This is a genomic window from Streptomyces griseoviridis (genome assembly GCF_005222485.1).
GTDB lineage: Bacteria > Actinomycetota > Actinomycetes > Streptomycetales > Streptomycetaceae > Streptomyces > Streptomyces hintoniae.
This window is the reverse complement of the sequence record NZ_CP029078.1, coordinates 8355781-8376726: the sequence shown is the minus strand read 5'-3', so window position 1 is coordinate 8376726 and position 20946 is coordinate 8355781. Positions and strand designations below refer to the sequence as shown.

Here is a 20946-nt window from a genome sequence, read left to right as displayed (position 1 = left end):
CCGTCGTGCGTACGATCACCCTGGGAAGTTGGCCCCATGGAAACCTCAACCCCTGGCCTGCTCACCCCCGAGGTTCTGGGCCGAGAAGATGTCCGCCGAGCCTTGGAAGAACACGACTTCGCGGCGGCGTTCATCCTCTTCAAAAAGTGGGGTGGGCTGTCGCAGAACCGCATCGCGTCGGCCTGCCACCTCACCCCGGGCAAGGTCTCCACGATCATCAGCGGACGGCACCAGGTCACCAGCTTCGATGTCGTGCGCCGCATCTCCGACGGCCTGCGCATCCCCGGCCGCCTACTTGGCCTGGCTGACCGACCGTGGGAGAGGCAGGCCGACCGCCTCGACTCGCCAGCACCCACGGCCCCGCAGCCATCGGACGACGCTTCATGGCAACCGGCTGCGACCGTAGACCTGGCCGCAGACCTGACCAGGAGCGACCTCGTGCTTGATCGACGAGCGGCAGCGCGCGCCCTCACAGGCGCCGCTCTCACCGGAGCCGCACTCCTCGACTCTGTGGAGGGCTGGCTTCAGCCGGCCCTCCCTGATAGGGGAACACCCAGCCGTGGCCGCATCGGGCGCGCGGAACTCGGTGAACTGGAAGCAACCGCCCAGGCGTTCCGCGCCTGGGACCACAAGTTAGGTGGCGGCCTGCGCCGCAAGGCTGTACTCGGTCAACTCAACGAGGTGGCGAGCCACCTCGACGAGCACCAGGCACCGCCCATCGAGCGCGGCCTGTTCCGCGTCATGGCTCATCTCGGCGGCACCGCCGCCACCATGGCCTGGGACTCGGGCATGCAGAAGCAGGCGCAGAACTACTACCGTCTGGCATTGCGCGCGGCGCACGCGGGAAGCGATCCGGCCTTCGGGGCCAACGTGCTCGCAGGAATGGCGCGCCAGATGCTATACCAGGACCGCCCACGGGACGCTCTCGAACTCGTCCATCTCGCCCAGAAGGGTGCCCGCCGAGCCGCCGGCCCCCGAGTACGTGCGATGCTCAACACCCGCGAGGCTTGGGCGTACGCGGCGATGGATCGCACTGCGGCCTTCCGCCGGGCCACTGACGAGGCGACAGAAGCTCTCGCCGAAGCGACCTCCGACGAAAACCAAGAGCACTATTGGATCGCATACTTCGACGAGGCTGAACTCGCCGGCGTCACTGGTGGCCGCATGCTCGACATGGCCCGGAGGAACCCCGAGATCCACGCCGAGAACGCAGCGAACTCCATCCACGAAGCACTTGCGAAGCGTGGCCCGGCGGCGTTCCGTAGCCATGCCCTCGACATGATCGGCCTCGCTGAGTGCCACTTCCTCATGGGTGACATCACGGGCGCCGTCACGCACACCCGCGGTGCGTGCGAAGCCGCTGCCCGGACGCAGTCCAGCCGCGTCCGCACCCAGCTCGGCGTGCTGTACCCGTACACGGTAGGACGACAGGCATCGCAGGCTGTAGCCGAGGCGCGGTCTATGATCCGCGAGCTGTTGTCGAGCTGAGGAGCAACGTGACCATCATCGCCGTGACCGGACACATGGATCTGACCAGCGACAGCGTGCCGCTGGTTCGCGAAGCACTGCGTGAGACGCTCGCGCCCTACACCGGCAACTTGACCGGCCTCTCGTGCATCGCCAAGGGCTCCGACAGCCTATTCGCCGATGTCGTCCTGGAGTTGGGCGGCAGTCTGGTGGCCGTCATCCCGTCACGCGACTACCGGGAAAACAAGGTGCGGCCCGACCACGCAGCTACCTTCGACCGCCTCACGTCGCTCGCGACCGACGTCGTCGTCCTGGAACACGAGTCGGCCAGCCGCGCCGCCTACGAGGACGCGAACCGCATGCTCCTTGACCGCGCCGATCGGCTGGTCGCTGTCTGGAACGGCGAACCCCCGACGGGCAAGGGGGGCGGCACAGCGGACACCCTCGTCGAGGCGCGCGCGGCGGGGATGCCGATCGACGTGGTATGGCCCGAAGGCGCGGCGAGGGGCTGATCACTGCCCCCTGCACCAGATCGATAGGGCTCCCCCCTCTGGGCAGTGGAGCCCTATCGTTCAGTGTCCGGACTGCTCCCAGGGCCAGCCTGCGTCATGACCGCGGGACAGCAGATCGATCATGGTGAAGGCCGCGTCGCTGAACCCTCCGATCTCGTACCGGCCGGACTGGCTGGTGCCGAGAATCGCCGCCGCGTAGCCGGACATGTCCGCCGAGAACAGCGGCACCGCCACCGGGAGCGCACCAGACAGGTCCGTCCAGCCGTGCCGGAAAGCCCCGTACTGCCGTCGTGGGAGATCACGGCCCGGTCGTGCCCGTCGTAGTGCCGAGGCATGGCGCCGACGGTGCTGGGGCCGTGCCCCACCGGCACGCGCACCGTAGCCAGCCCCGCCGCTTCGGTGGGCCCGTTCCGGTGACGTCACCGTGCCACGATGTCCAAGATCTCCAACAGGCTGTCGACGTGCCAGTCGGCCACAGCGGCAACCTCGGGATCGGTTGCCCAGAGGTAACCCCACGGACCGCGTCGCAGGTGGGCCGCCTTCAATCCCGCGCGCTTGGCCGGTACGACGTCGTTCGCAGGGTGGTCCCCCACGTACAGGGTCCGGTCGGCCGGTGCCTCGGCCACGTCCAGCACCCGTTCGAAGAACGCCGCCTGCGGCTTCGCGGCGCCCCACTCCTCCGAGGTGACGATCAGGTCAGCCGGGATCTCCAGGGCCCGGAGGAGCTGCCCCGCCCGCGCGGTCTGGTTACCGGCCACCACGACGCGCACCCCATGCCCCGTAGCTCGCCGAGCGCCTGGCGCACGTCGTCGTACAGGTCGGTCTCGTCGAGGAACTCGCCGTACCCGGCAGCGGCCCGTGCCCGGTACTCGGCAGCGATGTCGATGCCAGGGCGGATGAGCCGCAGCGCCTCTGAGTTGTCCATCCCCTGAGCCACGACGGCACCGACGAGCGCGGACAACGTGTGACGGGGGATGTCGAGCCAGTCAGCCCAGAATGCCCAGTACCGGTCGTCACGGGTGAGGGTCTCGCCGACGTCGAACACAACGGTCTCCATCACGCTGCGGAGCCTACGGGGGAAGAAAAGCGCTACTCCACACCAGAGGTGATCCGTTCCGCCCCCCCCTGGCCCTCCGGCGCCACGGCTTCACGACAGCAGATCGATCACGGTGAAGGGCACGTCGCTGAAGCCTCCGATCTCGTACCGGCCGGACTGGCTGGTGCCGAGAATCGCCGCCGCGTAGCCGGACATGTCCGTCGAGAACAGCGGCACCGCCGCCGGGAGCACACCGGACAGGTCCGTCCAGCCGTGCCGGAAAGCCCCGTACTGCCGTCGGGGGAGAACACAACCCGGTCGTGCCCGTCGTGGTGCCGAGGCATGGCGCCGACGGTGCTGGGGCCGTGCCCCACCTCACCGAATCAAGCCTGGAAACTCTCGGTGCCGCGCAGCACGGAGTCGCCCTTGGCGAGCGAATGATCGAACGATCCGCCGGCGAAACCGTTTCTCCAGGTGGACGGCACGGCCAGTCTCGGCCTTGTCGAGCGGGCGGCGTTCCCCTTGTCGCGCTGACCTCGACCACGCGCAGTCCGTCGATCTGGGACAGCCGACGCTGACCCGCTCTCTTCGAACACTCTATGTGATCGCTTGATGACCTGGTGTAATTAATCGGTAATTGCCGATCTTGGCGCCAGCGTTGAACGAGAGGTACCCATGAACACGAAGAACCGGCTCATCTGGACGGCTGCCGGCCTCGTGCTGGGCGGAGTGGCGGCGAGCGCCGCCACTGTGCACGCCGCTGCCCCGGACATCACGGTGGTGAAGAGCGCCATCTCCGCGCCGGGCGGGGAAGCGGTCGCCAAGTGCCCCTCCGGCAGCAAGGTCATCGGCGGCGGCTACCAGGGCAACGGAGCCTTCGCCAACGGCGGCACCGTCTACGACATGGTCGAGGCCAACACCCCCACCAGCGACGGACAACGCTGGGGCGCCAAATTCCACTCCGGCCGCGTCGTCGCCTACGCGATCTGCAAGCCCGGAGCTCCCATCATGGTGGTGAAGAGCGCCACCTCCGCGCCGGGCGGGGAAGCGGTCGCCAAGTGCCCCTCCGGCAGCAAGGTCATCGGCGGCGGCTACCAGGGCAACGGAGCCTTCGCCAACGGCGGCACCGCTTACGACATGGTCGAGGCCAACACCCCCACCAGCGACGGACAACGCTGGGGCGCCAAATTCCACTCCGGCCGCGTCGTCGCCTACGCGATCTGCTCTACCGCCTGACCAGGAAGGGGGATCGCTCCACCATCGCCGCGACCGGACACCTGAACCTGGCCGACGCCACGTCGCGCTGGTCCGCGAAGCCCTGAGCAAAAGGCCCGCGCCCTACGCCGGCGAGTTGACCGGCGTCTCCTGCATCGCCAAGGGTGCCGACAGTCTGTTCACCGATGCCATCCCGGAGTTGGGCGGCAAGCTGGTGGCGGTCATCCCGTCACTCCTGACAGACTCCTGAAGGTGGCTGACTACGACTTCGACATGCTCGTCATCGGATCCGGACCGGGTGGCCAGAAGGCCGCCATCGCCGCGGCGAAACTCGGCCGCCGGGTCGCCGTCGTCGACCGTCCCGACATGGTCGGCGGCGTCTCCATCCATACCGGCACCATCCCCTCCAAGACCCTCCGCGAGGCGGTGCTCTACCTCACCGGGCTCACCCAGCGTGATCTGTACGGGCAGAGCTACCGGCTGAAGGAGGACATCACCGTCGCGGATCTCACCGCCAGGACCCAGCACGTCGTCAGCCGCGAGGTCGACGTGATCCGCAGTCAGCTCTCCCGCAACCGGGTGGCCCTGTACGCCGGGACCGGCCGTTTCGTCGATCCGCACACCGTGGCGCTCCAGGAAGCGGGCGGTGACGAACGGCTGTTGAGCGCCGAGAACATCGTCATCGCCACCGGCACCCGGCCGGCCCGCCCGGACAGCGTCGCGTTCGACGGGCGCACCGTCATGGACTCCGACAACGTCCTCTCCGTCGAACGCGTCCCGCGCTCCATGGTGATCGTGGGCGCGGGTGTGATCGGCATGGAGTACGCCTCGATGTTCGCGGCGCTCGGCAGCAAGGTGACGGTCGTCGAGAAGCGGGCCGGGATGCTCGACATGTGTGACGTCGAGGTCATCGAGTCGCTCAAGTACCACCTGCGGGACCTCGCCGTGACGTTCCGGTTCGGTGAGACGGTGGCCGCTGTCGAGCGGCATCCGCGCGGCACCCTCACGGTGCTGGAGAGCGGCAAGAAGATACCGGCGGACGCCGTGATGTACTCGGCGGGCCGGCAGGGTATGACCGATGAACTCGACCTGGGGAAGGCCGGGTTGTCGGCCGACGCGCGCGGCCGGATCAAGGTCGACGACCGGTACAGGACCGAGGTGGAGCACATCTACGCGGTGGGCGACGTGATCGGTTTCCCGGCGTTGGCCGCGACGTCGATGGAACAGGGCCGGGCGGCGGCCTACCACGCCTGCGGGGAGCCGGTGGGCGAGATGAGCCACCTCCAGCCCATCGGCATCTACACGATCCCGGAGATCAGCTTCGTCGGCCGGACGGAGGACCAACTCACCGAGGACAGCGTGCCGTTCGAGGTGGGCATCTCCCGCTACCGGGAACTGGCGAGGGGCCAGATCATCGGTGACTCGCACGGCATGCTGAAGCTGCTGGTGTCCCCGGAGGACCGCACCCTGCTCGGGGTGCACTGCTTCGGCACCGGCGCCACCGAGCTGATCCACATCGGCCAGTCCGTGATGGGCTGCGGCGGCACCGTCGACTATCTGGTGGACGCCGTCTTCAACTACCCGACGCTCGCGGAGTCTTACAAGATCGCCGCCCTGGACGCCACCAACAAGCTCCGGCAGATCGCCCACATCGGCGACTGAGCCGGTCAGGCGTTCTGCTCTGCGGAGTGGTTCGCGGGCCCGGCGAGGCCCGCGGACCACTTCTCCTCGATCCTGCCGAACTTCCAGACCAGCAGGGCGATCACCCAGGTGGCGAAGAACAGGCCGACGATGACGAAGCCGACGATGTTGAGGTCGAGGCCGCCGATCCAGTCCCAGAACGGGCCGTGCAGGTCGAGCCGGTCGACGAGCAGGCCGAGGAGTTCGACCGTGCCGATGATCAGCGCGACGGCGACGGACAGGCCCGTGATGGTGAGGTTGTAGTAGACCTTGCGGACCGGTTTGGAGAACGCCCAGCCGTAGGCGAAGTTCATGAACGAGCCGTCGATGGTGTCCAGCAGGGACATGCCGGCGGCGAACAGGACGGGCAGGCACAGGATCGCGTACCAGGGCAGCCCGGAAGCGGCCCCGGACCCCGCCAGCACCAGCAGCGCGATCTCGGTGGCGGTGTCGAAGCCGAGGCCGAACAGCAGGCCGAGCGGGTACATCTGCCACGACTTGGTGATCGACTTCATGAAGCGGCCCAGGATGCGGTTCATCAGGCCGCGGTTGTCGAGCTGCTCCTCCAGGGCCGCCTCGTCGAAGTGGCCCGAGCGCATCCGGCGGAAGACCTTCCAGATCCCGGCCAGGATGACGAGGTTGATGCCGGCGATCACGTAGAGGAAGGTGCCGGAGACCGTGGTGCCGATCAGCCCGGTGACGTCGTGGAGCGCGGAGCCGTCGTCGCGGACGGGTCCCGCGAGGGTGCGCACGCCGAGGGAGAGCAGCAGCGCGAGGCCGAAGACGATGCTGGAGTGCCCGAGCGAGAACCAGAACCCGACGGAGAGCGGGCGCTGCCCCTCCCCCATCAGCTTGCGGGTGGTGTTGTCGATCGCGGCGATGTGGTCGGCGTCGAAGGCGTGCCGCATGCCCAGCGTGTAGGCGGTGACCCCGATGCCGATGCCGAAGGACTTCTCGCCGATGCTGTAGTGGTGCGGCGCGACGATCGCGACGAGCGTGAACCAGCCGATGACGTGCAGGGCGATGACGAAGGCGGCCATCCCGCCGACCCTGACCCACTCCTGCCGCGTCATGGAGCGCCGGACGCGACGCCAGACCGAGCGCTCCGGCTCGGCCCGGCCGGGGAGGGAAGGAGCGGGGTCAGGGGCGGCCGTCATGGGGAGGCGGTTCCTTCGGTGGTGGTGCGGGTGGGGCGGCGGCCGTCGGCGACCTGATGCCATCCTCCCGCACCTGCACATGATGTGCAGTAAAGGGGACGGCAGACCTTCCCCATGGAAACGGCAGCCCTCTCCCATGGGCAGGGAAAGTCACGCGCCGAACCCGTCACACGCAGGACCCGTCACACGCAGGACCCGTCATCGCAGGACCCGTCACACGTAGGACCCCGCACGCGCCGGACCGCTCCCCCGCCACCGCCACCGCCACCGCCACGCGCGGCGCCGTCCCGACTACAGCGCCCGGCGCCGCACCAACACCCCCAGCACCGCCAGGCCCGGCAGCAACGGAAGCCACACCGTCAGCAGCCGGTACCCCAGAACCACGGAGGCCGCGCCCGCCGCCGACGCGCCGCCGAGGGTGAGGGCGAAGGCGAGCGCGGCGTCCAGCGAGCCGAAGCCGCCCGGCGTGGGCAGCAGCGCGGCGGCGCTGCTCGCGGCGAGGTACAGCAGCGTCACCCGCACCGGGCCGAGCGGCAGCTCCACCGCCTGGGTCACACAGATCAGCACCAGGGAGTGCAGCAGCACGAAGGCGAGCGAGCCGCCCCACAGCGCGGTCGCCCGGCGCGGACGCGCGTGCACGGCCCTGACGTCGGCCGACACCGCCGTCAGGGCGCGCAGGCAGCGGGGCCACAGCCGGGTGCGCGGCACGACGGCGAGCAGCGCGGCGCAGCCGAGCAGCGCGGCGAGGACGGCGCCGGGCACGTGCGGCATCCGCAGGACGCCGGGGCGGGCCAGGGCGAGGACGGCGATCAGGGCGCAGCGCACCACCGCGCTCGCGGTCGTCTTGACGGCGAGCGCGGTCGCGGAGCGGCCGGTGGTCAGTCCGCAGCGCATCAGGAAGCGGAGGTTCACCGCGCCGGCGCCGAGTCCGACCGGCAGCAGGTGGTTGGCGCTCGACGCGGCGAACTGGGCGGCGAGCAGCCGGCGTACCGGCAGGGGCTCGGGCACCGCGCCCTGTTGGGCGAGCGCCGCCGCGGCCCAGGTGCCGAGCGCGGCGACGGCGGCGACCAGCAGCCAGCCGTGGTCGGCGCCCGCGAGCCGGCTCGCGCCGTCCGCGACGGCGGGCCAGTGCCTGCGGGCCAGGCAGACGGCGCCCACCAGCAGCGTGACGGCGAGCCCGGTCTGCCAGTAGACGCGTCGGCGGCCGGCGGCCGGGGCGGCGGCGGTCTGCGGGGCGCTCACCCCGTCCCGCCCCGGCCCGGGGACGGAGCGACGTACAGGCGTACGCCGGCGACGCGGTGGGCGCTCCAGCCGCGGGCGTAGTCGGGGCGGGGTGCGTCCGGCGCGGTGAGGGCGGCGACGGGCACCCGGTGGACGGCGTCCTCGATGGCGGCGCGGGTGATGTTGGCGTTGTGGCCCCGGGTCGCCGCCGACGAGCAGCGGGCGTAGTAGGCGATGGGGATGGCCTCGGGTCCGGCGAGCAGGCAGGGCGGGCGCACCCCGAGCCGGTGCAGTTCGGCGGCGACGGCGGACCAGTCGCGGTGGGCGGCGGTGGTGCGCCGGACGGTGTGCCGCAGCACCTCGTACTGGACGGCGAGGTGTCCGGCCAGCGCGAGGGCGACGAGCGTCGCCGCGAGCGGCCGCCACCCTCCGGTGGCCCGGCCCACCGCGGTCAGGAGCAGGTCGGCGATCGGGACGGCCAGCAGCGCGTAGGCGGGCAGCAGGAAGCGGGGGGCGGCGTAGCCGATGAGGAAGAGGTAGGGGAAGGCGGCGGTGGCCGCGCAGGCGAGCGGGGTGAGGGTGGGGACGGTGCGGCGGGCCCGGACGGCGGCGGCGAGAGCGAGGGCGGCGAGCAGCGGCAGGGCGTACCACCAGAGGGTGACGGCCACGGCGGGCAGGCTGCCGGTGCAGGGGCGGCACAGGGCCCGGCCGCCGAGGCTGCGGAGCTGGTCGACGACGGCGGTGTGCCAGCCGAGGCCGCCCTGGATGCTGGAGCCGTCGGCGAGGCGGCGGACGAGGCCGCCGTAGCGGACGTACGCCTCGACGATCCACTCGGCCGACCCGCTCACCAGGCCGACGGCGAGCGCGGCGAGCGGGCGCCACCAGCGCCGCAGGAGGGCGGCGCCGATCAGCGGCAGGACCGTCCAGACGGCGTCGGTGGGGCGCATCCAGGCCATCAGGGAGACGCCGGCGGCCAGTCCCCACAGCGCCCTCCGGTCGGCGCGGTCGGCGCGGGCCCGCAGGAAGCAGGCGACGGCGGCGAGGGCGCCGACGGCGACCCAGTAGTTCGGCATGGCCTGCGGGGCGTAGAAGAGGGTGACCCACAGGGTGGCGAAGAGGGCGCCGCCGAGCGCGACGACCCGCTTCGGGAAGAGGGAGCGCCAGGTGCGCAGGGAGAGGTAGAGGGCCAGCCCCGAGAGGACCGCGAGATAGATCCTGAGCAGGGCGGTGGACGAGGACCAGGAGGCGACCGGCGCGACCAGCAGGGAGATGCCCCGGGCCCGTGGCGCGCTGAAGAACGCGGCCGGCGCGTGGTCGCCGACCTGGCTGACGTACACGGTCTCGTCCCAGCCGAGCCCCATGCCGGGCCGTACCAGCAGGAGTTGGGCGAGGGTGAAGAGTGCGGCCACGGTGGCGAGGAGGAGATCGCCGCGTCCGTGGCCGGCCTGGCCGGCTCCGGCGTCGGGTGCGGAGCGCCGCACCGCGGCGAGCCTGACGTCTGCGCTGTCGGTCATCATCCGTCCCTCACCCCCTGACCGCCCGTAGAGGTAAAGGGGGGAATCCGGGAATTCGTTGCGGAACTCGCCGTAAGAACCTGGATAAAGTCAGACACAAACTACCCCGATACGGGACATAGGGTTCTGGTGGGGGCGGCCGAACGGGTGAGGGCTGGCAGACTCTGCCGGGTGCCGCCGACTTTCGCCGAACTCCTCGTCCGCGCCCGCTCGCTCACCCGCCCGGACGGACCGCGTGCCGTCCTGGGGATCACCGGCAGCCCCGGCGCGGGCAAGTCGACGCTCGCCGAGCGGCTGGTGCGGGAGCTGAACGCGGACCGGGAGCCGTGGGTGGCGTGGGTGCCGATGGACGGTTTCCATCTGGCCGACGTCGAGCTCGACCGGCTGGGCCGCCGGGACCGCAAGGGCGCACCCGACACGTTCGACGCGGCGGGGTACGCGGCACTGCTGCGCAGGCTGCGGGAGGAACCGGCGGGCGACGGCACCGACAGCGATGCCGATGACGGGATCGTGTACGCGCCCGGCTTCGAGCGGGTGCTCGAACAGCCGCTCGCGGGCGCGGTGCCGGTGCCCCCGAGCGCCCGGCTGATCGTCACGGAGGGGAACTACCTGCTGCTGGACACGGGCGGCTGGCGGCGCGTCCGCGACCAGCTCGACGAGGTGTGGTTCTGCGCCCTCGACGAGCCGGAGCGGATCCGCCGTCTGGTGGCCAGGCACGAGGAGTTCGGCAAGGACCACTGGGCGGCGCTCGCCTGGGCGCTCGGCACCGACCAGCGCAACGCCGACCTGGTGGCTGCCACCAGGCACCAGGCCGACCTGGTGGTCTCCGGGCCCTGAGCGGTCCTGCCGCTCAGCGGCGCAGGGTCAGTTCGGGCTCCCCGCGGTCGTCGCCCGCCACCGGTCCGATGACGGCGGTGAAGGCGTCGGTGCGGACGGTGATCCCGTCGGCGTCCGAGGTGACGGCGACCGTCAGCGGGTCGGCCGATCCGTAGCGGACCGCGAACACGTGCAGGTCGTCGGGGCCGCCGGGGACGGGCTCGGCCTCGATGGCCGTCGAGGAGACCAGGTGGCGCCAGCCCTCGTCCGGGTTGCCGTAGCCGCGCGGGTCGGCGGCGAGCGCGAACGCGGCCTGTTCCTGGGTCTGTTCGCCGCGGGCGTCGAAGTGGTCGGCGCCCTCGGTGCCCGGGTGGGTCACGCGCAGCGCGCCCGCGGCGGCGACGGCGCCCTCGGCGACCCGGCGGACCCGGTCACCGTCGTCGGCCGCGTAGGCCATCCCGGCCAGCAGGTACGGGGAGCCCGGCAGCCGCTGCACGGCGACCGTCGTCCACAGCAGGGTGCCGTCGGTGACGTACAACGACCGTACGTGGCGCAGCACCTGGTCGCGACCGACGACAGGCTTGGTGACCAGTTTGCCGGTGAGGCCGTCGGCGCGCAGGTCGCGGACCCTGACCTCGCCCATCGGGCGGCTGAGGAGGAAGCCGTCGAGGACGGGTCCGAAGCCGTGCTGGCGGTTGGTCGCGGCGGGCAGGTAGTAGGTGCCCGCCGCCTCGACGAGGGCCGGGGTCATCCGGTCGTCGAAGGCCACCGAGACCGTGCCGGACCGCAGTTGGTGGCGGGTGGGCGCGGTGGCCGGGGTGCGGTGCCAGCGGGTGGGGTCCTGGATCTGCCAGACGAGCATCCAGGCGAAGTGGCCGTCGACCCCGCCGTCCGGTTTGACGGCGTGCCGGCCCCAGCGGGTGTCGCCCCGGTAGCGGCCGAGGTCGGCGCCGACGCGGGCGCCGAAGTAGCGCAGGCCCAGGACCGATTCGAAGCCGGAGTGCTGCTCGCTGTAGCGGGGGCCGCCGTTGTCGAAGCCGCCGACGGTGAGGCGGGCGTCGAGGTAGCGGGCGAGGGCGTCGCCGTCCTCCGCGAAGACGTCGGCGCCGCTGACCCGGTGGGCCTGGGCGAGGAAGGAGAGGGAGATCGGGCCGTAGTTGTTGTCGTAGGCGCCGCCGTGCTCGGGCGGCAGCAGGGCGCCCCGGTCGCCGATCCGGTGGGCGCGGATCTTCCGGGTGTAGAGGTCCATGGCGCGGGTGCGCACCGACTCGCCCTCGGCGGGCGGGAGATGGCCGGCCAGCATGAGGCCGCCGACCACGCAGCCGATGGCCTGGTTGCCCGCCTCCTGCGGGTTGAAGAAGGTCGTCTCGGTGAGCCAGTTCCAGTAGCCGCGGCCCAACGCGACGAGTTCGGCGCGCTGTTCGTCGTCGACGAGCCCTTCGGCGGTGTCCAGGAGGTTGACGAGCTGGAGCAGGGCCCACACGGTGGACGGCCAGTCGCCGATGGGGTGTTCGCCCGCCGCCGGCACGTAGCGGGCGTACGGGGCGCCCGAGTCGCGGACCCGCAGGTTCGGGTAGCCGGGGTTGTCGTCCCGGTAGACCCGCTCGCGCAGGTGGAAGGCGAGGCTGCGGCGGACCGCGTCGGGCAGCCGGGGGTCGGCGGAGCGCTGCCAGGCGAGGGCGAGCAGCGAGGTGACGCCGAGGGAGGTGTCGCCGACGTCGTCGAGGGCGTCGGGGTGTTCGAGGCTGCCGGCCGGGGTGATCCTGGCCAGGGCCTGTTCGGTGACGTCGGCGAGGACGGCGTCGTACGCCTCGGGGGTGTCGGGGAGGTCGTGCAACGGGCCGCGCTGGTGCGGGAGGTACACGGGTGCTCAGCCCTTCATTCCGGAGGTGGCGAGTCCTTCGACCAGGCGCTTCTGGAAGATGAGGAAGCAGATGAGGGTGGGCAGCAGCGCGAGGGTCGACATGGCGAACATCGCGCCGTAGGAGGAGCCGCTGGTCTTGTCGAGGAACAGGGTCAGGCCGAGGGGCACGGTGAAGCGGGCGTTCTGCTGGAGGTAGACGAGCTGGCTCAGGAAGTCGTCGTAGGTCCAGATGAAGGTGAAGATGGTGGTGGTGATCAGGGCCGGACGCATCAGCGGCAGGATGATCTTCCAGTAGATCTGCAGGGGGTTGGCGCCGTCCATCATGGCCGCCTGGTCGAGTTCGCGCGGGATGGAGCGGATGAACTGGACCATCAGGAAGATGAAGAAGGCGTCCGTGGCGAGGAACTTGGGCACGATCAGCGGCATGAACGTGTTGATCCACGTCAGGTTGTAGAAGATCGTGTACTGCGGGATCAGGGTGGCCTGCATGGGCAGCATCAGGGTGCCGAGCATGACGCCGAACCAGATCTTCTTGCCGCGGAACTCGAAGCGGGCGAAGGCGTAGGCGGCGAGCGAGCAGGAGATGACGTTGCCGACGACCGCGCCGATCGACACGATCAGCGAGTTGGTGATGTAGAGGGAGAAGGAGTTGCCCGAACCGCTCCAGCCCTCGGAGTAGTTGGCGGGGTTGAGGGCGTTGGGGATCAGCCCGGGGTGGGTGAAGATCTCGGTGTCGGGCTTGAGGGAGCTGCTGAGCATCCACAGCAGCGGGTAGAGCATGACGATCGCGACGCCGATGAGCAGCGTGTGGATCAGGATGCGGCGGGGTCCGGTCAGCGCGCGCAGCTTGGTCAGCGGCGACGCGTTCGGGGTGGTGGCGGACATGGGGTGTCCAACTCCTCACAGACGCTCGGGCGTTTCGGCGGTCGTTCGGTCAGTCGTCGTAGTGGACCCAGTAGCGGCTGGCGACGAAGTTGACCGCCGTGAAGCCGGCGATGACCAGGAAGAGGACCCAGGCCAGCGCGGAGGCGTACCCCATCTGAAGGTCGGTGAAGCCCTTCTTGTACAGGTAGAGGGAGTACAGCATCGTCGAGTTGAGCGGTCCGCCGGTGCCGTTGCTGACGACGAAGGCGGGGGTGAACGTCTTGAAGGCGTCGATGATCTGGAGGACGACGTTGAAGAAGACGATCGGGGTGAGCAGCGGCAGGGTGATCTTGAAGAAGCGGGTGACGGGGCTCGCCCCGTCGATGGCCGCCGCCTCGTAGACGTCCTTGGGCAGTTGCTTGAGTCCGGCGAGGAAGATGACCATCGGGGTGCCGAACTGCCAGACGGCCAGCAGGACCAGGGTGTAGAGGGCGGTGTCGGGGCTCGATATCCAGTCCTGGCCGGTGATGCCGAACCAGCCGAGGACGTCGTTGAAGAGTCCGTCGCCGCCGAAGACCTGGCGCCACACGATGGCGACGGCGACCGCGCCGCCGAGCAGGGACGGCAGGTAGAAGGCGGCCCGGTACAGGCCGATGCCCCGCAGCGGCCGGTTGAGCAGGATCGCCACGCCGAGCGCGAGGGCGAGCTTCAGCGGGACGGAGACGACGACGTACAGCAGGGTGGCGTGCACCGAGTCCCAGAAGACGGGGTCGTCGGTGAACATCCGGTCGTAGTTGTCGCCGCCGATCCACTCAGGGGAGGTCAGCAGGTCGAACTTGGTGAACGACAGGTACAGCGAGTCGAGCATCGGATAGATCGTGAGCCCGAACAGGCCGACGAACCAGGGGGCCAGGAAGACGTACGGCCACCAGCCGCCACCTCGCTTTCTGGCGAGCCGGCGCCGCATGCGTTCGCGTTCCCGCTCGTCGGACGGGGTCGCCGCGGCCGGCGGCTCCTTCACGACCTCGTCGGTCTGCGCGGTGGTCATACTCATCTCCCTGGCCCTCTCCCGGTGGTTCGGTGGTGCGGCGCCGGCTAGGCGCTCAGGATGCCCGCAGCCTGGTCGAAGAACTTTCCGAGCTGCGACTTGACCGTCGTCTTGCCGAAGGCGATCGACAGGTTGGACTGGAACAGCAGGTCCCAGATCTGGTCGGCGCCCTGCGGCGGCGGCTGCGGCGCCTCCAGCACGTCGGTGGCCTTGGCGACGCGGTTGGAGATGTAGTCGGCCATCGCCAGGTTGCGCTTGTCGGTGTCGTTCAGACCGGCCTTGATGAGGTCGCGGGCCTTCTCCGTCGGCGGGATGCCGCGCAGCAGCTGCATGTCCTTGATCGCCGTCGGGTCCTGGGCGAGGAAGGAGACGATCTTCACCGAGTCGGCGACGCGCTTGCTCGCCTTGGTGGCGCTGAGCAGGACGCCGCCGTTGACGTAGTTGCCCTCGCGGGCGCCCGACCAGTCGCCCCGCGGGGTGGGCAGGAAGTCGAGGGTGGCGTCGGTGATCGAGCCGCCGGCGCCGTAGACGCCGGTGTCGAAGGTGAACAGGGCCTTGCCGATGACGATCGCGTTCTTGGTGAGGTCGTTGTGCGCGGCGGAGGTGATGGCCGGCGGCGGGCAGGCGCCCGCCTTGCGCATGTCGGCCCAGTACTCCCACCACTCCTGGAGGGTGTCCGAGGTGAAGCCGAGCTTCTTGCCGTCGGTGCTGAAGAGTTGCTGGCCCTTCTCCCTGGCGAAGATCTCGAAGGCCTGGAGGGTGCCGCCGCCGACGTCGTCGGTGCCGTAGAGCTTCCCGCCGCTCTTCTTGTGGATCTCGACGGACACCTTCTTCAGGTCGGCCCAGGTCCACTCGGGGTCGGGGTACGCCACCCCGAGCTTCTCCAGGCCGCTGCGGTTGATGGTGAGCTGGTTGACGCCGATGCCGGACGGGACGCCGTACAGCTTGCCGTCGACGGTGCCGGCGGCCAGCAGCGTCTTGGAGAACCCGGTGAGGTCGAGGCTCTTGCCGACGTAGGAGTCGAGCGGCGCGAGGACGCCCTTGCGGGCGTACTGGGCGACCAGCGCGGTGTCCATCTGGAGCAGGTCGGGGGCGCTGCCGCCGGCGACGTTGGTGTTGAACTTGTCGAAGTAGCCGTCGTATCCGGAGTAGCGCTCCTCGATCTCGATCGAGGAGTTCTTCTTCTGGAAGGCGGCGAGCACCTTCTTGTAGGCGGCGTGCCGTTCGTCGCTGCCCCACCAGGTCATCGTGAGCTTGTCGTTGGTGGAGCCGGCGCCGGTGCCTCCGCCGCAGGCCGTGAGCGCGCTGCCGAGCGCGCCGGCGACGGCGAGACCGCTCGCGGTGCGGAAGAGGGTTCTGCGCGAGATGTGGTGACCCACCGGGTCCTCCCTGAATGTGCGTGACGGGTCCCGGCCGGTCGGAATGCGGCTCGGGTGCGGTCTGCTCGATGTGGCTCTCCGGGGGAACGGCCTCGCCCGGACCGTGTCGCCCTGTCGGGTGGGGTCCCCGGCCTTCGTCGGCCGCTGCCTCGCGAGCACGCCCTCGCGGGGTCGCCGTACGGCTGTCGCGTACCGGCGGGACGCTCACTCCGAGTCGGCGTCCCGGCCGACTTAGAAAGCGCTTGTCCGGACATTGGCAGACCGAGTCCGAGGGCGTCAATCCTTCGCCTGCGCGCCTTCGGTCACGTTTTGGACTCCCCTGGCCACGGCGAGCCTGGCCGCGCCGACCACCGTGCCGCTGTCCCCGACCTGGCTGCTGACCACCTCGGTGGGCCAGCTCAGCCGGTCCAGCTCGGCCCGCACCCCGGGCAGCAGCTGCGGGTCGGCGCCGGTGCTGCCGCCCAGCACCAGCAGCCCCGGGTCCAGTACGGCGGTGACGGCCGCGGCCAGCCGGCCGACGTCGGCGGCGTGCCCCTCGACGGCCGCGCGGGCCGCCCGCCTGCCCTCGGCGGCCAGCGCGAAGAGGCGCTCCACGCTGCCCGGCCGCGGGCCGTCGCTCTGCGGCCACGCCTGCCGGGCGCGGCGCAGCAGGGAGTGCGCGCCGACGTACTCCTCCAGCGCCTCCTGGCGGGGTCTGCGGCCCTCGTCCCACGGGTAGGGCAGTCTGGCCAGCTCGCCCGCTGCGCCGTTCGCGCCGCGCAGCACCCGGCCGTCGATGACGATGCCGAGACCGATGCCGACGCCGATGCGCAGATAGCCGAAGCTGCGCCTGCCCTGGGCGGCGCCCTCGTGGAGTTCGGCGAGGGCCGCGCAGTTGACGTTGTTCTCCAGGTGCACGGGGACGCCGGGCGGCAGCACGACGGACACCGCGTCGAAGACGGGTCCGCCCTTCGCGGTCGCCGGGCGCATGCCGGTACCGGCCAGGTCGGGGGCGGTGACGTCGCCGACGGCCACCACGATGCTGCGCAGCGGGGTGCCGGGTGGCAGCGCGGCGAGGGCCTCCCGGACGGCGTCGGCGGCCAGGTCGCGGGTGCCGGTGACGTCGGCGAGGAGGGTGCCGTCCAGGGCGCAGCCGCGCACCAGGGTGCGGTGCGGGCCGAGATCGACGGCGAGGACGGCGCCCGCGGCCGGGCCGAGCGCGTAGACGGCGGCGGAGCGTCCGGTGCCGCTGGACGCGGTGCCTGAACAGGCGGCGAGCCCGGCGCCCTCCAGTTCGGCGACCGCGGACGACACGGTCGGCTTGGACAGGCCCGCGAGGCTCGCGAGCCTCGGCCGGGTCGCGCTGCCCGCCGCGGCCAGTACGGCGAAGACCGCGCTGGCGCTCTCGGTGAGGCGGGGGGCCTCCGCCACGACGTGTTCCACAGTTCCCCCATGGGTCAGGGGCCGCGTTCCCTGGTGGTCGCGGGACGCGGCGACGGGATGCCCTCGCGTCGCGGACGCCCGTCAGGGCGGCCCGGAAGGTCGTTCCGGTGGGCAGGTGTGCGACGACTCTTGACGCACTGTACTTCGTTAGTTAACTTCCTAACGAACTCCACGGTACGCGTCAGCCGTGGTCCGCACGAGGCCCGTCCCGGGGCTTCCCTACTTCCCCGACTCCCGTTCCGCCAGGCACGGTTCGCCACCGTTCGCAGCTGTGCGCGACGACGAAAGAGGATCCGTGCAGGACACTTCACCCGGGCGTCCGCTCGTGGTCGGGATCGACGTGGGCGGCACCAAGACACACCTGCGCGCGGGGACGGCGGACGCCGCCGTCGCCGACCTGGTCCGCCCGAGCGCGGGCTGGCGGCCGCACGATCCGGTGGCCGCAGCCGACTGGCTCGCGGGTCTGGTCGCCGAGGCGCTGCCCGCGGGCGTCCGCCCGGCCGCGCTGGCCGTCGGCGGTCACGCCTGCGAGACCCCGCGCCAGTGCGAAGAAATCCGCACCGCCCTGCGACGGCGCCTCGACGTGCCCACGCTGGTCGTGGGCGACGCCGAACTCCTCGTCCCCGCGGCCGGTCTCGACCGGGGTGTCGGCCTGGTGGCGGGCACCGGTTCGGTCGCCGTGGGCCTGCTGCCCGACGGCGGCCGGGTCCAGGTCGGCGGCTGGGGCGCGGTGCTCGGCGACGAGGGCGGCGCGGCCGGTCTGGTCCGGGAGGCCGCGCGGGCGGTGTGGGCCGCCCACGACCGCGGCGAGGCCCCCGACGCGCTCGCCCGCCGTCTCGTCGAGGCGTTCTCGGTCGCCGAGGTTCCGGCGCTCGGTGACGCCCTCGAGAGCGCGGAGGACGTCTCCGCCGCCTGGGGACGGCACGCCCCGATGGTGTTCGCCGCCGCCGAGGCCGGCTCCCTCCTCGCCAGGACCGTCATCGCCGACGCGGGCCGCGCGCTGGCCGCGCTGGTCGAACGGCTCGCCGCGCGCGGGGTCGTGGTGGACGACGTGGTGGTGGCGGGCAGCACCGTGCTCGCGCAGCCGCCGCTGTACACGGCGTTCACCGACGCCCTGGCCCGGTCGGTGCCTTCGGCCCGGACGCGGCCCCTGCGGGTGCCACCGGTCGAGGGCGCGCTGGCGCTGGCCCGCTCGATCCTGTGAACGGATCGGGCCGGGTTCGTCCGCCCGGCCTGTCCCGCCCGCCGGGGCCGCCGGGGCCGCGCGGGCGGGTCGGAGCCCGGGGGTAGATCCGCGTCGGCCGTCGCGGGGCGCCACGGGACCGCGCGGTACGCCACGGGACCAGCGGGACCCGCGGGACACCACAGGACACCTCCGTGGCGTGGTCAGGTCCTGTTCGGGCGGGGCCGGCTCCGGTCCTGGGCGGGTCAGGTGGCGCGGGCTCCGGCTCGGGCTCGGGCTCGGGCGTGGGCTGCGGCTCGGGCTGCTCCGGGCGCCACGGGTCCCCCACTCCCGCACCACGGGTCACACCGCCCCTCCCGCTCCCGCATCACCGGCCGCACCCACCATCACTCCCGCACCACCGGTCACCCCCGCCCCCGCTCCCGCACCACCAGCCGCACCCGCCTCGACTCCCCCGTGCCATCGGGTGCCGTCACCCGTTCGTGTCACGCACCGCCGCCTGTCTCGCTCAGGCGTCCTCGCCCGGTCGTCCGTCGCCGGGCGCCGTATCCACGAGAGGTTTTCGCATGTCGTCATCCGCTCGGTCCCGTTCCGCCGCGCCGGCCGCTCGCCCCGGTGTCGGCCGGCGGGGGTTCCTCACCACCTCCCTCGGCGCGTCGGCCGGGGTGCTGGCCGCGCCCGCCCTCGTGACCTGGCCAGCCGCCACCGGCGCCCAGGCCGCCGCCCGTCCGGTGCCCGCGGCCTTCGTCGACGACTACCGCAGCAACGTCCTCACCAACCTCACGCCCGAGACCAACGCGGTCGTCCGCGTCCTCGGCGGGATGGCCGAGGCGTGGAAGACGGGCGCGGAGTGGAACACGGGCACCGCGCGCGACCGCGAGCTGCTGCGGGCCAACGTGCGCTACTCGGTGCGGGTCACGACCTCCCGCACCCCGGCGCAGGCGAAGGAGTCGTTCGTCTACGACCGCCAGCACCAGAGCTACGCGATGATCGCCGGGCTCGGCCCGCTGGCCGCCCTCTACAAGGCCGGTTCGCTGGCCGTCACGTCGATCACCGAGGCGCCGGAGGGGACACCCGCGACCACCGTCAGCGACGCGGTGCCCGCCGGCGCGCCCGCCGGCTCCGCGCTCGGCGCGGGCGCGCACGACTCGGCGCTCGGCAAGGTCGCCGAACTGGTCGACACCGTGCGCGGCCCGTACGCCTCGGGCAACCCCGCCAAGTACGCGTTCCAGTACCCGCGGCCATGGCGGCTCGACGAGAACAGCCGGGTCGTCGACACCGGGCGGACGGACCCGCTCGGCTACCCCGTCTACGCCTCGAAGGTCGTCGTCGCGCCCCAGTTGCTGCGCCAGCGCGGCACCTCGCCCGCCGACGACGGCGGTTTCCCCAGCGGGCACACCAACGCCTTCCATCTGGCGGCGCTCGCCTACGCGTACGCGGTGCCCGAGCGCTTCCAGGAGCTGGTGACGCGCGCCCTTGAGCTGAGCCACACCCGGATCGTGGCGGGCATGCACTCCGCCCTCGACGTGGTGAGCGGCCGGATCATGGCCACCGCGCTGGCCGCCGCCGCCCTCGCCGACCCGGCCAACGCCGCGCTCAAGTCCGCCGCCCGCGCCCAGGCGCTCGCCTTTTTCGAGGAGCACACCAGGGCCACCGCCGACACCCTCGACGCCTACGCCCACTCGGCGGGCCCCGGCACCGACCGGTACGCCGACCGCGCGGCCAACGCCCGCGCGAACCGGCCCCGGCTGACGTACGTACAGACCCGGCAAGGCCGCGCCAGGCCGCTGACCGTGCCGAAGGGCGCCGAGGTGCTCCTGGAGACCAGGCAGCCGTACCTGAGCGCGGCCCAGCGCCGCGAGGTGCTGCGCTCCACGGCGCTGCCCTCCGGATACCTCCTCCTGGACGGCTTCGAGGAGTGGGGCAGGCTCGACCTGTTCACGGCGGCGGACGGCTACGGCTCCTTCGCGTCCGACGTGACGGTCGCCCTGGACGCAGCCGCCGGTGGCTTCGGCGCGGCCGACGTCTGGCGCAACGACATCGACGGCCCCGGCGGTCTCACCAAGCGGGGCACCGGCACGCTGACGCTGAGCGGCCGCAACACGTACACCGGCGCCACCACCGTACGGGCCGGGACCCTCGTCGCGGACGGCGCGCACGCTCTCGGCGACGGCGATGTCCTGGTGGCGGGCGGCGTGTTGAGGACCGTCGGGCCGGTGCGGGTGCGGGGTGTGTACGCGCAGGAGTCGGCCACCCTCGACGTGACGACGGCGGGGGCGGGCCGCGGGCCGGCCGTCGAGGTGACCCGGCGGGTGGTGCTCGGCGCCGACGCCGTCCTGGCGCTGCGGCTCGACGGCGACCGGCCGCCCGCGCCCGGCACGGTGGTGCGGGTGCTGTCCGCGCCCGCGCTGCGCGGCCGGTTCGCGCGGATCGAGGTGAACTCCGACCGGCTGCGGGCCGTACCCGTCTACACGGCGGACGGTCTGTCGGTACGACTCGTGAGGCGGTAGCGCCCCAGGCGGCGGGAGCCGGTGCGACAGTGACCCCATGCACAGGGTCAGGATCGCT

At 71.8% G+C, this 20946-nt stretch carries 17 protein-coding genes and 1 pseudogene; 7 read left to right on the top strand and 11 right to left on the bottom strand.

Going from position 1 to position 20946, the window contains the following annotated elements:
• The first annotated feature begins 36 nt into the window (after positions 1–36).
• Both DDJ31_RS36170 and DDJ31_RS36165 read left to right on the top strand, forming a co-directional pair.
• Positions 37–1488, top strand: a complete 1452-nt coding sequence (locus DDJ31_RS36170; protein ID WP_127176203.1) for a helix-turn-helix domain-containing protein — start codon at positions 37–39, stop codon at positions 1486–1488.
• 8 nt (positions 1489–1496) lie between these two features.
• On the top strand, positions 1497–1979 hold the full coding sequence (locus tag DDJ31_RS36165; protein ID WP_127176204.1) for a hypothetical protein: 483 nt from the start codon (positions 1497–1499) through the stop codon (positions 1977–1979).
• Between the two features lie 60 nt (positions 1980–2039).
• On the opposite strand, the gene DDJ31_RS36160 is transcribed toward DDJ31_RS36165, so the two are convergent.
• The 3 genes and pseudogenes from DDJ31_RS36160 to DDJ31_RS39765 all read right to left on the bottom strand — a co-directional run bounded on the left by DDJ31_RS36160 (position 2040) and on the right by DDJ31_RS39765 (position 3252).
• On the bottom strand, positions 2040–2213 hold the full coding sequence (locus DDJ31_RS36160) for a hypothetical protein (protein WP_164784823.1): 174 nt from the start codon (positions 2211–2213) through the stop codon (positions 2040–2042).
• Positions 2214–2398: 185 nt separating this feature from the next.
• A pseudogene (locus DDJ31_RS36155) lies at positions 2399–3036 on the bottom strand (HAD family hydrolase).
• A 90-nt stretch (positions 3037–3126) separates the two neighbouring features.
• Positions 3127–3252, bottom strand: coding sequence for a hypothetical protein (locus tag DDJ31_RS39765; RefSeq protein ID WP_276319293.1), 126 nt, complete (start codon positions 3250–3252; stop codon positions 3127–3129).
• A gap of 438 nt (positions 3253–3690) precedes the next feature.
• Here DDJ31_RS39765 and DDJ31_RS36150 point away from each other — a divergent pair, with 438 nt between their 5' ends.
• On the top strand, positions 3691–4251 hold the full coding sequence (locus DDJ31_RS36150; protein ID WP_127176205.1) for a hypothetical protein: 561 nt from the start codon (positions 3691–3693) through the stop codon (positions 4249–4251).
• 231 nt (positions 4252–4482) lie between these two features.
• Entirely contained in the window at positions 4483–5892 is a 1410-nt protein-coding gene (sthA, locus tag DDJ31_RS36145; protein ID WP_276319294.1) for a Si-specific NAD(P)(+) transhydrogenase, read from the top strand.
• Positions 5893–5897: 5 nt separating this feature from the next.
• Here the strand turns inward: sthA and DDJ31_RS36140 are convergent, their stop codons facing one another.
• From DDJ31_RS36140 to DDJ31_RS36130, 3 genes are all read right to left on the bottom strand, one after another.
• Complete coding sequence (locus DDJ31_RS36140) at positions 5898–7067, bottom strand: HoxN/HupN/NixA family nickel/cobalt transporter (RefSeq protein ID WP_171480949.1); 1170 nt, start codon at positions 7065–7067, stop codon at positions 5898–5900.
• A 291-nt stretch (positions 7068–7358) separates the two neighbouring features.
• On the bottom strand, positions 7359–8309 hold the full coding sequence (locus tag DDJ31_RS36135) for a lysylphosphatidylglycerol synthase transmembrane domain-containing protein (protein ID WP_127176206.1): 951 nt from the start codon (positions 8307–8309) through the stop codon (positions 7359–7361).
• Positions 8306–9802: a hypothetical protein gene (locus tag DDJ31_RS36130; protein WP_127176207.1), complete on the bottom strand. Its 1497-nt coding sequence runs from the start codon at positions 9800–9802 to the stop codon at positions 8306–8308. The genes DDJ31_RS36135 and DDJ31_RS36130 overlap by 4 nt, the downstream gene beginning before the upstream one ends.
• Before the next feature lie 171 nt (positions 9803–9973).
• On the opposite strand from DDJ31_RS36130, the gene DDJ31_RS36125 reads away from it, so the two are divergent.
• On the top strand, positions 9974–10639 hold the full coding sequence (locus DDJ31_RS36125) for a nucleoside/nucleotide kinase family protein (RefSeq protein ID WP_127176208.1): 666 nt from the start codon (positions 9974–9976) through the stop codon (positions 10637–10639).
• 13 nt (positions 10640–10652) lie between these two features.
• Here DDJ31_RS36125 and DDJ31_RS36120 read toward each other — a convergent pair whose 3' ends face one another.
• From DDJ31_RS36120 to DDJ31_RS36100, 5 genes are all read right to left on the bottom strand, one after another.
• Positions 10653–12482 carry a hypothetical protein gene (locus DDJ31_RS36120; protein WP_127176209.1) on the bottom strand — a complete coding sequence of 610 codons (1830 nt, stop codon included), beginning with the start codon at positions 12480–12482 and terminating at the stop codon, positions 10653–10655.
• Positions 12483–12488: 6 nt separating this feature from the next.
• Entirely contained in the window at positions 12489–13367 is an 879-nt protein-coding gene (locus DDJ31_RS36115; protein ID WP_127176210.1) for a carbohydrate ABC transporter permease, read from the bottom strand.
• 49 nt (positions 13368–13416) lie between these two features.
• Positions 13417–14394: a carbohydrate ABC transporter permease gene (locus DDJ31_RS36110; RefSeq protein ID WP_127176211.1), complete on the bottom strand. Its 978-nt coding sequence runs from the start codon at positions 14392–14394 to the stop codon at positions 13417–13419.
• 47 nt (positions 14395–14441) lie between these two features.
• Positions 14442–15773, bottom strand: coding sequence for an ABC transporter substrate-binding protein (locus DDJ31_RS36105; protein WP_127176212.1), 1332 nt, complete (start codon positions 15771–15773; stop codon positions 14442–14444).
• A 276-nt stretch (positions 15774–16049) separates the two neighbouring features.
• Positions 16050–17183 (bottom strand): ROK family transcriptional regulator, encoded by a 1134-nt coding sequence (locus DDJ31_RS36100; protein WP_240677956.1) that lies wholly within the window; start codon positions 17181–17183, stop codon positions 16050–16052.
• 307 nt (positions 17184–17490) lie between these two features.
• Here DDJ31_RS36100 and DDJ31_RS36095 point away from each other — a divergent pair, with 307 nt between their 5' ends.
• Together DDJ31_RS36095 and DDJ31_RS36090 are read left to right on the top strand one after the other, a co-directional pair.
• Complete coding sequence (locus DDJ31_RS36095) at positions 17491–18399, top strand: N-acetylglucosamine kinase (protein ID WP_127176214.1); 909 nt, start codon at positions 17491–17493, stop codon at positions 18397–18399.
• Between the two features lie 545 nt (positions 18400–18944).
• Positions 18945–20888 (top strand): phosphatase PAP2 family protein, encoded by a 1944-nt coding sequence (locus tag DDJ31_RS36090; protein ID WP_127176215.1) that lies wholly within the window; start codon positions 18945–18947, stop codon positions 20886–20888.
• Positions 20889–20946 lie beyond the last annotated feature (58 nt).

Bases quoted from the DNA above. Each gene is read 5' to 3' on its own strand.
- DDJ31_RS36170 (WP_127176203.1), top strand. From the start codon at position 37: ATGGAAACCTCAACCCCTGGCCTGCTCACCCCCGAGGTTCTGGGCCGA.
- DDJ31_RS36130 (WP_127176207.1), bottom strand. From the start codon at position 9,802: ATGACCGACAGCGCAGACGTCAGGCTCGCCGCGGTGCGGCGCTCCGCA.
- DDJ31_RS36090 (WP_127176215.1), top strand. From the start codon at position 18,945: ATGTCGTCATCCGCTCGGTCCCGTTCCGCCGCGCCGGCCGCTCGCCCC.
- DDJ31_RS36115 (WP_127176210.1), bottom strand. From the start codon at position 13,367: ATGTCCGCCACCACCCCGAACGCGTCGCCGCTGACCAAGCTGCGCGCG.
- DDJ31_RS36150 (WP_127176205.1), top strand. From the start codon at position 3,691: ATGAACACGAAGAACCGGCTCATCTGGACGGCTGCCGGCCTCGTGCTG.
- DDJ31_RS36110 (WP_127176211.1), bottom strand. From the start codon at position 14,394: ATGACCACCGCGCAGACCGACGAGGTCGTGAAGGAGCCGCCGGCCGCG.
- DDJ31_RS36140 (WP_171480949.1), bottom strand. From the start codon at position 7,067: ATGACGGCCGCCCCTGACCCCGCTCCTTCCCTCCCCGGCCGGGCCGAG.